Below are 14,008 nucleotides of genomic sequence, written 5' to 3' on the forward strand. Positions count from 1 at the left end.
GTGTGGGTTGGGTGGGTGCCGGTTGGTGGTGGGTGCGGTCGGGTGGGTGCCGCTTGGGTGGGTGCCGGTTGGTGGTGGGTGCGGTCGGGTGGGTGTGGGTTGGGTGGGTGCCGGTTGGTGGTGGGTGCGGTCGGGTGGGTGCCGCTTGGGTGGGTGCCGGTTGGTGGTGGGTGCGGTCGGGTGGGTGCCGGTGGGGTGGGTGTCGGTGGGGGTGTGCCAGCCGAGGATATGCACTGCGTCGGTGCGCGGGTTTCCGTGGCAGGGTGGTCGGGGCAAGCCACAGAGGGCTTCGGACGAGCCGTGGGGAGAGGGATAGACGTGATTGTCTGGATCAACGGCACATTCGGCGCCGGGAAGACCAGCACGGCCCGTGAACTGACCGGCATCCTGGCGGACAGCACCCTGTACGACCCGGAGCTCGTCGGCGACGCGTTGCGCAGGCTGCTGCCGCGCAAACGGCTCGCGGAGGTGAGTGACTACCAGGACCTGCCGAGTTGGCGGCGCCTGGTGGTGGACACGGCCGCCGCGATGCTCGCCGAGATGGGCGGGGTGCTCGTCGTACCGATGACGCTGCTGCGCCAGGAGTACCGGGACGAGATCTTCGGCGGGCTGGCGGCGCGGCGGATCCCGGTGCGGCATGTGCTGCTGGCGCCTGCGGAAACGATCCTGCGGGGGCGGATCGCGAACCGGCGGGAGGTGGGAACGCCTGAAGCCGATCTGCGGGTGAAGGAATGGTGTTACGACCACATACCGGTCTATCGGCAGGCGCTGGGCTGGCTCACGACCGATGCGCACGTCATCGACAACGGCGGGCTGACCGCACGGGAGACGGCGGAGCGGATCGCCGAGGCCGTACGGACGGACGCGGCCGGGATCTGCGACATCGTGCAGACTCCGGAGCCGACGCGGGAGACGGTGGCCGCCGGGGTGCTGCTGTTCGACGCGGACGACCGGGTGTTGCTGGTCGACCCGACGTACAAGGCGGGTTGGGAGTTCCCGGGCGGCGTCGTCGAGGCGGGAGAGGCGCCGGCGCGGGCGGGGGTGCGCGAGGTCGCCGAGGAAGTCGGCCTTGAGCTGGGTGGTGTACCCGAGTTGCTGGTCATCGACTGGGAACCGCCTGTGCGACCTGCGTACGGGGGCCTGCGGCTGCTCTTCGACGGGGGCCGGCTGGATGCGGAGGCCGTGGCCCGACTGAGGCTCCCGGGGCCTGAGTTGCGGGCCTGGCGGTTCGTGACCGAGGCGGAGGCCGCGGACCTGCTCCCGCCGGTGCGGTACGAGCGGCTGCGGGCGGCGCTGCGGGCCCGGGAGCGGGGCCGGGCCCTGTACTTGGAGGCGGGGCGGGCCGTGGGGTAGGCGGTGTCCCGCTGGTCCGGGGTGCCGGAGCCGCGGGGGGTTTCCCGGCCGCCCATTGTCCTTCCGGGGCGGGCCGGTCCCTCAAGGGCGCTCCTGCGTCGCGTCGCTTCGCGATGGCCTTCGGCCCCCTTGACCGACCGGCCCGCCCCGGAATGCCAAAGAGCTGCCGGGAAGCCCCGGAGGAACGGGCCGGAGGGTGGCGTTCGGGTGCGGCTCCCGTCCGAGACGCGGCGGGCGGGCTGCGGCCGGCAGGGGCGTTGAGCAGCCGGGGCCATCCAGGCCCCGGCGGGGTTCCCTCGGCGGCGCATCGGATCGCTACGTGCTTCTCGTGCATCGGCGGCCGACTGCCGTCCGGGGCGGCGCGCGGTCAGGGCAGGGCGGGTGAGGAGGTCGCGGCGGTGCGGAGGACGGACGCCGTGTCCTCGGTCAGGGGGTCTCCGTGGCCGAAGCAGGCGATCGAGGGGGACAGTGCTGCGAGGCGGCGGAAGGTTGCCCGGGCCTGTTCGCGGTCCACGTTGAAAACGCCGAGCATGACCTGGCCCACGCCGGCGACGCAGTCGCCCGTGAACAGTACGCCGTGGCGGGGGAGGTGGATGCCGATGCTGCCCGGGGTGTGGCCCGGGGAGTGGACGACCACTGCTCCGTCACCGAACGGGAGGACGTCGCCGTCCTGTACCTCGATGTCGACCCGCGTCGGTGGTGCTTCGGGGACCGTCAGACCGTGCTCGTACAGCGGGATCTCCCAGTCGAGGAGCACCGGGTCCGGTACGGGCTGTTCGCCCCGGATGACCGGTGCCTCCAGGTGGTGGGCCAGCACGCGTGCGCCCCAGCGGCCGGCGAGTTCGTCCGCCGCGCCGATGTGGTCGCGGTGGCAGTGTGTCAGGACGATCCGGTCCAGTTGGTTCGGGTCGTGGCCGAGGGAGCGGATCGCCTGCTCGATCGCCGGCGCTGATCCGCTGTGGCCTGCGTCGATGAGGGTGAGGGAACGGTCGCCGTCCCGCCAGAGGTAGGCCTGGCCGATCGGGAAGCGGAGCATGTGGAGTCGTTCGGGCAGTATCTCGACAAGATCCATGCTTCGAACGTACGACCGTCGTGGGTGGGGTGGAACGGCTTTCACCCGGAGCGGAGTTCGCTCGTGGCGCAGGGCGGCCCGGCCCGGAAGCCGGACCGCCCGGGTGGGTCAGGCGCGCTTGGAGGCGGCGTAGTTGACCAGGAAGTGGGCCTCGGCGACGGAGAGGCGCTCCAGCTCCTCGGGGGAGACGCTCTCGTTGACCGCGTGGATCTGGGCCTCCGGCTCGCTCAGGCCGATCAGCAGCATCTCCGCCTGGGGGTAGAGCGTCGTCAGCGTGTTGCACAGGGGGATCGAGCCGCCCATGCCGCTGACCTGCATTTCCTGACCCGGGTAGGCGATCTCCATCGCGGCGGCCATGGAGGCGTAGGCCGGGCTGGTCGTGTCCGCCTGGAAGGGCTGGCCCTGGCCCACCACCTCGATCTCCAGGCGGGCGTTCCACGGGGTGTGCGCCCTCAGGTGCGCCTCCAGGAGCTTGATGGCCTCGGCGGTGTCCACGCCCGGCGGCACGCGCAGGCTGATCACGGCGGCCGCGCTCGCGTGCACCGACGGGGTGGCACCCACCACCGGCGGGCAGTCGATGCCGAGTACCGTGACGGCCGGGCGGGCCCACAGGCGGTCCGCGACGGTGCCCTCGCCGATCAGCTCCACCCCGTCGAGGACCTTCGCGTCGGCCCGGAAGTCCGCCTCCGGGTACTGCAGGCCCTCCCACACCGCGTCCGACGCGAGGCCGTCCACGGTCGTGGAACCGTCCGCGGCGCGCAGCGAGTCCAGCAGGCGGATCAGGGCGGCCAGGGCGTCCGGGGCCACGCCGCCGAAAATGCCCGAGTGCAGGTTGCCGCCCAGCGTGTCGATCTTCACCTTGACGAGGCACATGCCGCGCAGGGTCGCCGTCACCGTCGGAAGGCCCAGGCGGAAGTTGCCCGCGTCGCCGATGACGATGGTGTCGGCGACCAGCAGCTCCGGGTTCGCCTCCGCGTACTGCTGGAGGCCGCCGGTGCCCTGCTCCTCCGAGCCCTCGGCGATCACCTTCACGCTGACGGGGACGCCGCCGTTGGCCTTCAGCGCGCGCAGCGCCAGCAGGTGCATGATGAAGCCGCCCTTGCAGTCCGCGGTGCCGCGGCCGTACCAGCGCCCGTCCCGCTCGGTCAGCTCGAAGGCCGGGGAGATCCAGGCGTCCTCGTCCAGCGGGGGCTGCACGTCGTAGTGCGCGTAGAGGAGGACCGTGGGCGCACCCTCGGGGCCGGGCAGGAAGCCGTACACCGACTGCGTGCCGTCGGGGGTGTCGAGGAGGGCCACGTCCTGGAAGCCCTCGGCGCGCAGGGCGTCGGCCACCCAGTTCGCCGCGCCCTCGCTCTCGCTCCGGGGGAACTGGGCCCAGTCCGCCACCGACTGGAAGGCCACCAGCTCCGTCAGCTCCTGCTTGGCGCGGGGCATCAGCGAGGCAATGGTCTCGGCGATCGGATTCTGGGACATGGGCACGCTCCTCCTGGGTGCGACGTTGTGTCACGTGTACGCCTACCGGCATCCGCCTGGTGGGCGTGTGCCGGATCCGGTCCCCCGGGTACGGCGGCCGGGCGCGGCGCAGGTCAGTCCGATCCTCGCACAGCAGGGCGGGCCGGACACGCACCGTAGGATTTCCCCGGCATCGGAGCAACCATGATCAGGAGCAGCAGCACATCGTGAGCAGCGACGACGACGTACGCGACGCAGCAGGGCAGGCCGCTGAGGGGGCGGGGGACATGGTGGCCGGGGGGACCGGCGAGGTGTGGGACGTGGTCGTGGTCGGCGCCGGCCCGGCCGGCGCTTCGGCGGCCCGTGCGGCGGCGAGCGCGGGGCGGCGGGTCCTGCTGCTGGAGAAGGCGGAGCTGCCCCGGTACAAGACGTGCGGCGGCGGCATCATCGGGCCGTCGCGCGACGCGCTTCCGCCCGGCTTCCAGCTGCCGCTGCAGGACCGGATCCACGCGGTCACCTTCTCCCTGAACGGCAGGCTGACCCGCACCCGCCGGTCCAAGCACATGCTGTTCGGGCTGATCAACCGGCCGGAGTTCGACGCCGGGCTGGTGGCGGAGGCGGAGAAGGCGGGCGCGACGGTGCGTACGGGCACCGCCGTCGCCCGCGTCGAGCAGCACGGGGCGGCGGTGCCGGACCGGCGCACGGTCGCCGTGGTGCTCGCGGACGGCGAGACGGTCCTGGCCCGGGCGGTCGTCGGCGCCGACGGCAGCGCCAGCCGGATCGGCGCGCACGTCGGGGTCGAGATGGACCAGGTCGACCTCGGTCTGGAGGCGGAGATCCCCGTCCCGCCGACGGTGGCCGAGGACTGGAAGGGGCGCGTCCTGATCGACTGGGGGCCGCTGCCCGGCAGTTACGGCTGGGTCTTCCCCAAGGGCGACACCCTCACGGTCGGGGTCATCTCGGCGAAGGGCGAAGGCGCCGCCACCAAGCGGTACCTGGAGGACTTCATCGCCCGCCTGGGACTCGCCGGCTTCGAGCCGTCCGTGTCCTCCGGGCACCTGACGCGCTGCCGCACGCCGGACTCGCCGCTGTCGCGGGGCCGGGTGCTGGTGGCGGGCGACGCGGCCGGGCTCCTCGAGCCGTGGACCCGCGAGGGCATCTCGTACGCGCTGCGGTCCGGCCGGCTCGCCGGGGAATGGGCGGTGAAGATCGCCGAGGCGCAGGACGCGGTGGACGCGCGGCGGCAGGCCCTGAACTACGCCTTCGCCATCAAGGCCGGGCTGGGCGTGGAGATGGCCGTCGGCAAGCGGATGCTGACCGCCTTCGAGGCGAAGCCGGGGCTGCTGCACGCGGCGATCACGGGCTTCCGCCCGGCGTGGCGCGCGTTCGCCCGGATCACGCGGGGCGCGACGACGCTGCCCGGCCTGGTCCGCACGTACCCGCTGGCCCGCAGGGCCCTCCACGCCCTCGACAACCGCACCTCCCGCCCGACACGACCGTCCCGCTGACCCCGCTGACCCCGCTGACCCCGCTGACCCCGCTGGTTGGCGCTGGCCGCCAGCCCGGCGCGGCTTCGGGCGGCCTCTGTGGTACCGCCCGGTCGGGTTCGGCTGGGCGGCCCACTGCGGGCCGGGCCGTTGCCGGCTGCAGACGGCACTCGTCGTTCCACCTGACCGTCGCCGTACGGTCAGGGCGGTGCGGTCGAGCTCATGGGGCATGACGGCGCCGGGTGGCGGGAGCGGGCTTCGCCCGTCGGTGCCGGCGGGTCAGGGGGACAGGGTGAGGCGGAAGACGGGGTGGTCGGCCGAGGCCGTTCGGAGGGTGGCCTCGGGGGAGTCCGCGGTGACGCCGTCGAAGAACGCGTTGACCTCCCAGCCCCACCGCTTCAGGTAGGCGCGCAGGATGCGGGCCTTTTCCGCCGGGTCGGTGAGTTCCGTGGCCGTGAACGTGCGGACCTTGCGGCCCACGCGCAGCTCACCGCCGCCCGCCACCCGCATGTTGCGGACCCACTGGGAGTGGCCGCGCGCCGACACCAGGTACTGCTCGCCCTCGTACGCGTGCGGGTTGACCGGGATGCGCTGCATCCGGCCGGAGGTGCGGCCGCGGACCGAGAGCTCGACGGTGCCCGCCAGGCTGATGCCGACGCGGGCGAGCTTGCCCATCAGGGAGTTGAAGCGGGCGGCGACGGGGCCCGCCTGGACGTAGTACGGGGTGTTCGGGGCGGGCATGGCGGCCTCCGGGAGAGCTCGTGAGAGAGCGGCGCTCTCGTTTGGGAGCAGTGTGCATGGATCGGTGCGCTGAAGCAAGAGCAGTGCTCTCGATTTGGTGCGGTGATCTCGCCCTGTGGCAGACTGGCCGCCATGACTACCGTGCGCGGGGCCCGGGAGCGGGCCCGTATCGAGGTCACCGCGGCCATCAAGGACGAGGCGCGCCGCATGCTCGCGGCCGAGGGCGCCGCCAAGCTGTCCCTGCGGGCCGTCGCCCGCGAGCTGGGCATGGTCTCCTCGGCCCTCTACCGCTACTTCCCGAGCCGCGACGACCTGCTCACCGCGCTCATCGTCGACGCGTACGACAGCGTGGGCGCGGCGGTCGAAGGTGCTGACGACGCCGGCGAGCCGCCCCGCGCGCGGTGGCTCGCCGCCTGCCGGGCGTTCCGCGGGTGGGCGCTCCGGCACCCGCACGAGTACGCCCTCATCTACGGCTCGCCGGTACCCGGGTACAGCGCTCCCATGGACACCGTCGGCCCGGCCGCCCGGGTCGGCAACGTCTTCATCGGCATTGCGCGCGCCGCGTACGAGGGCCGCGGGCTCTCTCTTCCGCCGCTGCCCGACGAGCTTCGGCCGGAGGCCGTGCGGATGACCGCGGACTTCGCGCAGGGTCTGCCGCCGGAGGTCACCGCCGCCCTGGTCGCCGCGTGGGCACAGGTGGCCGGGCTGGTGTCCTTCGAGGTGTTCGGCCAGTTCAACCGGGTCGTCGAGGACCGCGACGCCTTCTACGGGCATGCGGTCGACCAGCTCGCCCAGGGGATCGGGTTGCCCGCTGCGTGAGCGCGGCGGCCCGTGGGCGGGTCAGCGGCCGTCGTTCTCCGGGCGGCGGGCGAACCGCCACAGCAGGTGGGTGACGCGGAGTACGAACACCACCGCGGCCAGCAGCCCGCCCGCCACCGTCAGGACGCCCTCGACGGCGGGGGAGAGGTCGAAGGCCAGGGCGGGCCCGTACACCGCGCCGAACACCAGGGCGGCGGCGAAGCACGCGCTGACGAAGGCGTAGCCGATCTCGATGGTGACCGCGTCGCGGTCCGCCTGCGTGCGCCGCCCGCTGTGCTGATCCATACGTGCAGTGTCGTGTGGGGTGCGCACCGTCACAAGGGCGTCTTTGCGTCGCCGCGCCCGCGGCCGGCCCGTGGGCGGCGGGTCAGATGCCCGCCGTCTCGATCCAGAGGCGGGCCAGCGAGTCGTCGCCCGTCACACCGGGGCCGGTCAGCGGGAGGCGGTTCCACAGGGCCGCGTACAGCCAGGCCGCTTCTCCCGCGACCTCGCAGTCCGCCGGGCCCACGTCGCCGAGGACCGCACGGGGCGGTTCCTGCGACAGGTGCACGCTCCACACCGCGCCCGTGTCGGCGGCCCGGACCCGCATGACCCGCGGCCGGTCGGTCCGCACCCGGCTGCGCGGCCGCGCGTGGAAGCCGGTCAGCAGCTCGTGCACCCCGTCCTCCGCGAACTCCGGCGAGAGCGGGGCGAAGGCCGTGCCGAGCGCCGCCTCCGCGTCCATGCGGTGCACGGTCGTCTCGTGCGCCTGCCGCCGCGCCCAGAACGCGAGCGGCGACGGCGGGGCCGTCGGCAGGAACGTCCAGCACTGCACGTCGGCCGGCGCCGCGGTCAGCGTCCGGACCAGCTCCGTGTGCCCCTCCCGGAACCAGGCCAGCAGCTCGGCGCCGACCAGCTCGGGCCCGTCCGGGATCGGGGTCGGCTCCACGACCGCGTCCTGGACGAACGAGGCCGCCCACCGGTGCACCGCGCCCGTGTGCCGCAGCAGATCGGTGACGCGCCAGGTGGGGCAGGTGGGGACGACGGTGTCCAGGCCGGCCCGCTCGGCCGTCTCGGCGAGCAACTCGCCTTCCCGCTCCAGGGCCTCGACGTATTCGATGATCTTCATGCGGGCAGTGTCCCAGCAGAGCCGGGACAATGGGGCCATGAACGGGGAACTCTTCCCGCGCGAGCGGGCCGAGATCGCCCCCGGCGCGGTGCACGTGCCCGACTGGCTCGCTCCGGAGCGCCAGCGCGAGCTATTCGCCGCCTGCCGGGTGTGGGCGCGCCCGCCCGCCGGGCTGCGCACGGTCCGCACGCCGGGTGGCGGGACGATGACCGCCCGCCAGGTGTGCCTCGGCCTGCACTGGTATCCGTACGGGTACGCCCGCACCGCCGTCGACGGCGACGGCGCCCCGGTCAAGCCGATGCCCGTCTGGCTGGCCGAGCTGGGGCGGGAGGCGGTGGCCGCCGCGTACGGCGCCGGCTACGGCGGGCTACCGCCGGGCGCCGCCTACGACATCGCGTTGATCAACTTCTACGGCGGGGACGCGCGCATGGGCATGCACCGCGACGCCGAGGAGAAGTCCCCGGCGCCCGTCGTCTCCCTCAGCCTCGGCGACACCTGCGTCTTCCGTTTCGGCACCACGGAGTCGCGGGGCCGGCCCTACCAGGACGTCCGGCTGTGCAGCGGGGACCTGTTCGTCTTCGGCGGCCCGGCCAGGCAGGCCTACCACGGGGTGCCGAAGGTGCTGCCCGGGACCTCCCCGCCGTGGCTGGGACTGACCGGCCGGTTGAACATCACGCTGCGGGTCGGCGGGCTGGAGCCGCCCCCCGACTGACGGGTGGCGCACGGGGCGCCGGTCGGCCCGTGGCCGAGACCGAGCGGTGATCGACCGCGGGCGCCGCGCAGCCGGCGGATCATGCGAGGATCGCTGTCATGAACGGCAACGGGGCCCCGCGGCGGGTGGGAGATGCGACGACGGCGTCCACGGCATCCGCGGCATCGGCGAAGACCAAGCTGGAGCGGGGCCGCGGAGCCCTCGGCCCGGCGCTGGAGCTCGTCCACACGGGCCGGGCCCCGACCCGCGCGGTCCTGACGGCCGAGCTCGGCGTCACCCGCGCCACCGCCGGGGCCGTCGCCGCCGAGCTGGAGGCGCTCGGGCTGATCCGCGTCGACTCCAGCCCCGGCCGGGCGGGCGGCGCCCAGGGCCGCCCCTCGCACCGGCTCGCCATCGACGAGAACGGCCCCGTGGCCCTGGCCGCACAGGTGCACCCGGACGGCTTCCGCGCCGCCCTCGTCGGGCTCGGCGGCCGGATCGTGGCCACCGCACCCGGCAAGATCACGGTCTCGGAGGACCCCGCGCAGGTGCTGGGCGCGGTCGTGGAGGCCGGCGCCGCACTGCTCGCCGGGACCGGGCGACGCTGCATCGGCGCCGGACTCGCGGTCCCGTCCGCCGTCGCCGAGCCGGATGGTACGGCGCTCAACCCGCTGCACCTGGCCTGGCCGGCCGGTTCCCCGGTACGGGCCATCTTCGAGCAGTGCGTGAAGGCGGCCGGCATCGACGGCCCGGCCCTGGCCGGCAACGACGTCAACCTCGCCGCGCTCGCCGAGCACCGGCACGGCGCGGGCCGCAGCGCCCAGCACCTGCTGTGCGTGGCGACCGGGCACCGCGGCGTGGGCGGGGCGCTCGTCCTGGACGGCCGTCTGCACAGCGGGAGTTCGGGCCTGGCGCTGGAAGTCGGCCACCTCACCGTCAACCCGGAGGGGCGTGCCTGCCACTGCGGCGGCCGCGGCTGCCTGGACGTGGAGGCGGACCCGCTGGCGTTCCTGACGGCGGCCGGCCGCACGCCGGGGCCGGAGGTGTCCCTGCTGCAGCAGGCCCGCGACCTGCTGCGCGAGGAGTACGCGCAGCCCGCGGTGCGGGCGGCCGCGGAGGAGCTCATCGACCGGCTCGGCCTGGGCCTCGCGGGCCTGGTGAACATCCTGAACCCGGACCGGATCATCCTGGGCGGGCTGCACCGCGAGCTGCTCCACGCCGACCCGGAGCGGCTGCGGGCCGTGGTCGCCGACCGGAGCCTGTGGGGGCGCAGCGGGGGAGTGCCGATCCTGCCGTGCACGCTGGACCACAACAGCCTGGTGGGGGCGGCGGAGCTGGCCTGGCAGCCGGTGCTGGACGACCCGCTGGGGGCGTTGGGGGCCGCCGCTTAGGAGCTGTCCGGGCGATCGTGTGCGGGGCTCCCGGCACCGGGGCCGGACACTTGCTCCTCTCCGGCCGTCGTGGAATCGCCAGAGCTCGGGAGCCGCTCAGGCCGGTTCAGTCGGTGTCCGGTCGCTGCTCCGCCGCGGTGTCGTAGGCGGCGCGGGCCTCGGCGATGGCGGACCGGTGGCGCTCAGCCCAGCCCACCGGTCCGGTCAGCGAGGCGTGGAGTTCTCGGGCCATGGGCGTGAGGCGGTACTCGACCTCTCTCGTCGTCGATCCGTCCGCACCCGCCGCCGTCCGCCTCGTCGAGGTCCCCGACCCCGTGCCCGGACCGGGCCAGGTCCTCGTGGACGTCTCCCACGTCTCCTTGAACCACGGCGACCTCAACGACGCTCGCTCCGGTCGGGTGCCCGCGGGTGCGGTGCTCGGTTCGGACGCCGCCGGGGTGGTGGTTCAGGCTGCCGCCGACGGAACCGGCCCGGCGGTGGGCACCCGGGTGGTGGCCCTGACCTCGGGGGCGTTCGCCGAGCGTGTCGCGATCGATGTGGGTGCGCTCGCCGAGGTGCCGGGGGGCTTGGAGCCGGCGAAGGCGGTCGCCCTGCCGGTCGCCGGAGTGGCCGCACTGCGCTCGCTGCGGGCCGCCGGGCTCGGGCCGGACAAGAGGGTGTTGTCACCGGCGCCTCCGGCGGGGTCGGCCGGTTCGCCGTCCAGTTGGCGGCGCGGGCCGGTGCCCACGTGCTCGCGCCCGTGGGCTCGACCAGGTCGCTGACGTCCTTCGTCATCGAAGGCGATGCCGGCCCGGACCTGACCGTCCTCACCGAGCTGACCGCTGAGGGGGCCCTCACGGTCGAGATCGGCTGGCAGGGATCCTGGGACCGCTTTGCCGAGGCCGCCGTGGCCCTCCGCGGGCGCCGTGTCTCCGGAAAAGCAGTCCTGCAGGTCACGCAGTGATCGGCGTCGCGACCCCTTTGGACACCACCACCAGAGCCGGAGGCGGAACGGTGCGGGCGCCGGCCGCGTGCTGAGGCGCCCGCACGACGTGATCCCGCCACAGACCACGACGGCCGTTTGATCGGCCGGACACGTCCTGGTCGGGGTCGTGCTCCTCGGCGGAGGCGGGGCCCGGCGGGGCGGGGGCGGAGGCTGCTGCCTCGCCCCGGGGCCCCTGTGCCCCTGTACCCCCTTTGCCGGCCGGTGCCGCCCGTCGCCGCCGTTCGCTCCGGTCGTCGCTGTCGGGTGCCGGGTCAGGGGGTCGGGTGGCGGGGCCTCAGCCGGGCCTGATCGAGGCGGTGGCGGCCACCGACACGCCCACCGGCTCGGGGTCGGGGTCCGCGGCGAGGGACATGGCCGGGGCGGGCTCCCGTACCGGAGTGGAACGGCTGCGCACGGGGCGCGGGCGGGCCGGCGCCGCGGGGGCGGCGCGGAGCGAGAACCACACCACCTTGCCCGAGCTGTCCTCCTGGGGCCGGGCCCCCCAGGCCTCGCTGACCGCCTCGACGAGGGCGAGGCCGCGCCCGCAGGTCTCCAGGGAGTCCAGCAGGCCGGGGCCGGGCGTGGGGCTGGGGCTGGGGCCGGGGACGGGCGGGGCGTCCCCGAACGCCGTCCGGCGGACCGGGAGGCGTGGATCGCTGTCGTACACCGAGACCGTGAGCCGCCCCAGCCGCAGCTCGATCTCGACCGTGCATCTCTTGTCCGGCTGCGCGTGCCGGTGGACGTTGCTGAGCAGCTCCGTCACCCCGAGCGCAGCCCGGTCTATGAGCGGATCCAGCTGCCAGTGGCGCAGTTGCGCGGAAACGATCCTCCGGATCTGGCCGATCCGGGACGGCAAGGCCTGCAGTTCGACGACGCAGTGCCTGCGTGAATGACTGATCACGGCTGCGACTCCCCGACATGAGTGTTACGGGTGCTGCACCCTCGGTAATGCCACACCAGGGTCACCCACGGTGCCCGCGGATGCAACCGAACGCGATCGAAAGCGATCCGCATAGATACCCAAAGTGACTGTTTGTGCAGGTGAGAGAGGTACATTGCGAAAGCAGGGGGCCAGGAACGCACGAAGGAGCAAGGCGCATGAGCACCACCCGTACCTCCGGTACGACGGCTACGACGATTGACGTCGACCGCAGCGACGCGGAGTACCGCGCCTGGCTGAAAGAAGCCGTCCGCAAGGTGCAGGCAGACGCGAACCGCTCCGCCGACACCCACCTGCTGCGCTTCCCGCTGCCCGAGGAATGGGGCATCGACCTCTACCTCAAGGACGAGTCCACGCACCCGACGGGCTCCCTCAAGCACCGCCTCGCGCGCTCGCTGTTCCTGTACGCCCTCTGCAACGGCTGGATCCGCCCCGGCCGCCCCGTCATCGAGGCCTCGTCCGGCTCGACGGCCGTCTCCGAGGCGTACTTCGCCAAGTTGATCGGCGTCCCGTTCATCGCGGTCATGCCGCGCACGACCAGCCGGGAGAAGTGCCGGCTGATCGAATTCCACGGCGGCGAATGCCACTTCGTGGACGACCCGATGAAGATGTACGAGGAGTCGGCGGACCTCGCGGCCCGCACCGGCGGCCACTACATGGACCAGTTCACGTACGCGGAGCGGGCCACGGACTGGCGGGGCAACAACAACATCGCGGAGTCGATCTACCAGCAGCTGCGCCTGGAGCGGTACCCGGAGCCCGCGTGGATCGTGGCGACCGCCGGCACCGGCGGCACCTCGGCCACCATCGCCCGCTACGTGCGCTACATGCAGTACGACACCAGCGTCTGCGTCCCGGACCCGGAGAACTCCTGCTTCTTCGACGGCTGGACCACCGGCGACCCGCACGCGAGCAGCGATTGCGGCTCGCGCATCGAGGGCATCGGGCGGCCGCGGATGGAGCCGAGCTTCGTACCGGGCGCCGTCGACCGGATGATGAAGGTGCCGGACGCGGCGAGCATCGCCGCCTGCCGCGCCCTGGAGCAGGCCATCGGGCGCAAGGCGGGCGGTTCCACCGGCACGGGCGTGTGGAGCGCCCTGAAGATCATCGCGGAGATGGTGGCCGAGGGGCGCACGGGCAGCGTCGTCACCCTGTTCTGCGACCCGGGCGACCGCTACCTGGACAAGTACTACTCGGACGAATGGGTCGCCGGGCAGGGCCTGGACCTCGCCCCGTACGCCGAGACCATCGAGACGATGCTGGCGACGGGCGTCTGGCGCGAGCCCGGCGCCTGAGGCCCCTGCGGGCAGGGCGCCGGGCCGGTCGGGGGTGCCGCGGGCGGTCGGGGTGCCCCCGGGCGGTCAGGGCGCCCAGCGCCGCGCCGCCAGGCGGGCGTCCAGGGCGCGGACCGCACCGCGAAACGAGCGGCCCAGCCCCGGACGGGCCCCGGCGAGCAGCAGCCGGAACGCGGCCGGGCCGTCCGCGGCGAACGTCCACCGGACCCGGGTGCCCGGGCCCGGTCCGGCGGGGGCGAGCCGCCACTCCTCCAACAGGGCCCGGACGCCGGGGGCGTTGGTCTCGTCGACCCGGTAGGCGTAGCGCAGCTGCCCGGCGTCCGCCGCCATGATCGTCTCCTGGAGGCGGACGCCGCCCCGCAGCCGGACCTCCCGACCGGCGCCGCCGCGCGTCGGCCGGGCAAGGGTCACCGCCCCGAACCAGCCCGGCCAGCCCTCGACGTCCTCGGCCAGCGCCCGGTAGACCGCCTCGGGCGGCGCCGCGGCGATCAGGGCCTCGAAGGCGAGGCGTACCGGGGCGGTCTCGGTGAAGTCCAGCCCCACCGGGCGGAGTCGGCGAGCCATGGGGATACCTCCTGGGGTGCCGGGCGGTGGTGCGGTGTGGTGAGGCGCGGTGAGGCGTGCGGTGCGGTCGGGCGTGGAAGAGCGCGTGCGGCCGAAGGGTAGTTGATAAACCGTCAGATTTCTTGCGTACG

The 14,008-nt window shown here is 73.9% G+C and carries 16 protein-coding genes; 8 read left to right on the top strand and 8 right to left on the bottom strand.

The annotated features are described in order from the left end of the window. Window positions 1–318: 318 nt before the first annotated feature. The gene (locus ACZ4VL_RS01655) at window positions 319–1,353 is read left to right on the top strand and encodes an NUDIX domain-containing protein (protein ID WP_468194295.1); all 1,035 of its coding nucleotides are present in this window, start codon (window positions 319–321) and stop codon (window positions 1,351–1,353) included. 367 nt (window positions 1,354–1,720) lie between these two features. On the opposite strand, the gene ACZ4VL_RS01660 is transcribed toward ACZ4VL_RS01655, so the two are convergent. Then, window positions 1,721–2,425: an MBL fold metallo-hydrolase gene (locus tag ACZ4VL_RS01660; protein WP_468194298.1), complete on the bottom strand. Its 705-nt coding sequence runs from the start codon at window positions 2,423–2,425 to the stop codon at window positions 1,721–1,723. Window positions 2,426–2,533: 108 nt separating this feature from the next. Continuing rightward, complete coding sequence (locus ACZ4VL_RS01665) at window positions 2,534–3,898, bottom strand: M20/M25/M40 family metallo-hydrolase (RefSeq protein ID WP_468194300.1); 1,365 nt, start codon at window positions 3,896–3,898, stop codon at window positions 2,534–2,536. Window positions 3,899–4,164: 266 nt separating this feature from the next. Between ACZ4VL_RS01665 and ACZ4VL_RS01670 the strand changes: the two genes are divergently transcribed. After that, on the top strand, window positions 4,165–5,385 hold the full coding sequence (locus ACZ4VL_RS01670; protein ID WP_468194741.1) for a geranylgeranyl reductase family protein: 1,221 nt from the start codon (window positions 4,165–4,167) through the stop codon (window positions 5,383–5,385). Between the two features lie 258 nt (window positions 5,386–5,643). Here the strand turns inward: ACZ4VL_RS01670 and ACZ4VL_RS01675 are convergent, their stop codons facing one another. After that, window positions 5,644–6,105 (bottom strand): nitroreductase/quinone reductase family protein, encoded by a 462-nt coding sequence (locus ACZ4VL_RS01675; protein ID WP_468194302.1) that lies wholly within the window; start codon window positions 6,103–6,105, stop codon window positions 5,644–5,646. Window positions 6,106–6,237: 132 nt separating this feature from the next. Between ACZ4VL_RS01675 and ACZ4VL_RS01680 the strand changes: the two genes are divergently transcribed. Further along, window positions 6,238–6,924: a TetR/AcrR family transcriptional regulator gene (locus ACZ4VL_RS01680; RefSeq protein WP_468194305.1), complete on the top strand. Its 687-nt coding sequence runs from the start codon at window positions 6,238–6,240 to the stop codon at window positions 6,922–6,924. A 21-nt stretch (window positions 6,925–6,945) separates the two neighbouring features. On the opposite strand, the gene ACZ4VL_RS01685 is transcribed toward ACZ4VL_RS01680, so the two are convergent. Next, window positions 6,946–7,209, bottom strand: coding sequence for a DUF6332 family protein (locus ACZ4VL_RS01685; protein ID WP_468194308.1), 264 nt, complete (start codon window positions 7,207–7,209; stop codon window positions 6,946–6,948). An 82-nt stretch (window positions 7,210–7,291) separates the two neighbouring features. Next, window positions 7,292–8,032 carry a maleylpyruvate isomerase family mycothiol-dependent enzyme gene (locus tag ACZ4VL_RS01690; RefSeq protein ID WP_468194311.1) on the bottom strand — a complete coding sequence of 247 codons (741 nt, stop codon included), beginning with the start codon at window positions 8,030–8,032 and terminating at the stop codon, window positions 7,292–7,294. A gap of 37 nt (window positions 8,033–8,069) precedes the next feature. On the opposite strand from ACZ4VL_RS01690, the gene ACZ4VL_RS01695 reads away from it, so the two are divergent. After that, window positions 8,070–8,744, top strand: a complete 675-nt coding sequence (locus ACZ4VL_RS01695; protein WP_468194314.1) for an alpha-ketoglutarate-dependent dioxygenase AlkB family protein — start codon at window positions 8,070–8,072, stop codon at window positions 8,742–8,744. A gap of 98 nt (window positions 8,745–8,842) precedes the next feature. Beyond that, window positions 8,843–10,114: an ROK family protein gene (locus tag ACZ4VL_RS01700; protein ID WP_468194317.1), complete on the top strand. Its 1,272-nt coding sequence runs from the start codon at window positions 8,843–8,845 to the stop codon at window positions 10,112–10,114. Between the two features lie 106 nt (window positions 10,115–10,220). On the opposite strand, the gene ACZ4VL_RS01705 is transcribed toward ACZ4VL_RS01700, so the two are convergent. Beyond that, on the bottom strand, window positions 10,221–10,346 hold the full coding sequence (locus tag ACZ4VL_RS01705) for a hypothetical protein (RefSeq protein ID WP_468194320.1): 126 nt from the start codon (window positions 10,344–10,346) through the stop codon (window positions 10,221–10,223). Here ACZ4VL_RS01705 and ACZ4VL_RS01710 point away from each other — a divergent pair. Both ACZ4VL_RS01710 and ACZ4VL_RS01715 read left to right on the top strand, forming a co-directional pair. After that, window positions 10,345–10,875 carry an alcohol dehydrogenase catalytic domain-containing protein gene (locus ACZ4VL_RS01710; RefSeq protein WP_468194323.1) on the top strand — a complete coding sequence of 177 codons (531 nt, stop codon included), beginning with the start codon at window positions 10,345–10,347 and terminating at the stop codon, window positions 10,873–10,875. The two genes, ACZ4VL_RS01705 and ACZ4VL_RS01710, sit on opposite strands and share 2 nt — an antisense overlap. Continuing rightward, on the top strand, window positions 10,854–11,057 hold the full coding sequence (locus tag ACZ4VL_RS01715; RefSeq protein ID WP_468194326.1) for a hypothetical protein: 204 nt from the start codon (window positions 10,854–10,856) through the stop codon (window positions 11,055–11,057). Before ACZ4VL_RS01710 ends, ACZ4VL_RS01715 begins: the two co-directional genes overlap by 22 nt. 316 nt (window positions 11,058–11,373) lie before the next feature. Here ACZ4VL_RS01715 and ACZ4VL_RS01720 read toward each other — a convergent pair whose 3' ends face one another. Then, window positions 11,374–11,979, bottom strand: a complete 606-nt coding sequence (locus ACZ4VL_RS01720; protein WP_468194329.1) for an ATP-binding protein — start codon at window positions 11,977–11,979, stop codon at window positions 11,374–11,376. Window positions 11,980–12,176: 197 nt separating this feature from the next. Here ACZ4VL_RS01720 and cds1 point away from each other — a divergent pair, with 197 nt between their 5' ends. Further along, window positions 12,177–13,313, top strand: coding sequence for an L-cysteine desulfhydrase Cds1 (gene cds1 / locus ACZ4VL_RS01725; protein WP_468194331.1), 1,137 nt, complete (start codon window positions 12,177–12,179; stop codon window positions 13,311–13,313). A gap of 66 nt (window positions 13,314–13,379) precedes the next feature. On the opposite strand, the gene ACZ4VL_RS01730 is transcribed toward cds1, so the two are convergent. Then, a complete protein-coding gene (locus tag ACZ4VL_RS01730) occupies window positions 13,380–13,877 on the bottom strand; it encodes an SRPBCC family protein (RefSeq protein WP_468194334.1) in 498 nt (165 codons plus the stop codon). Window positions 13,878–14,008 lie beyond the last annotated feature (131 nt).

This window comes from Streptomyces sp. NPDC029014 (assembly GCF_055564695.1).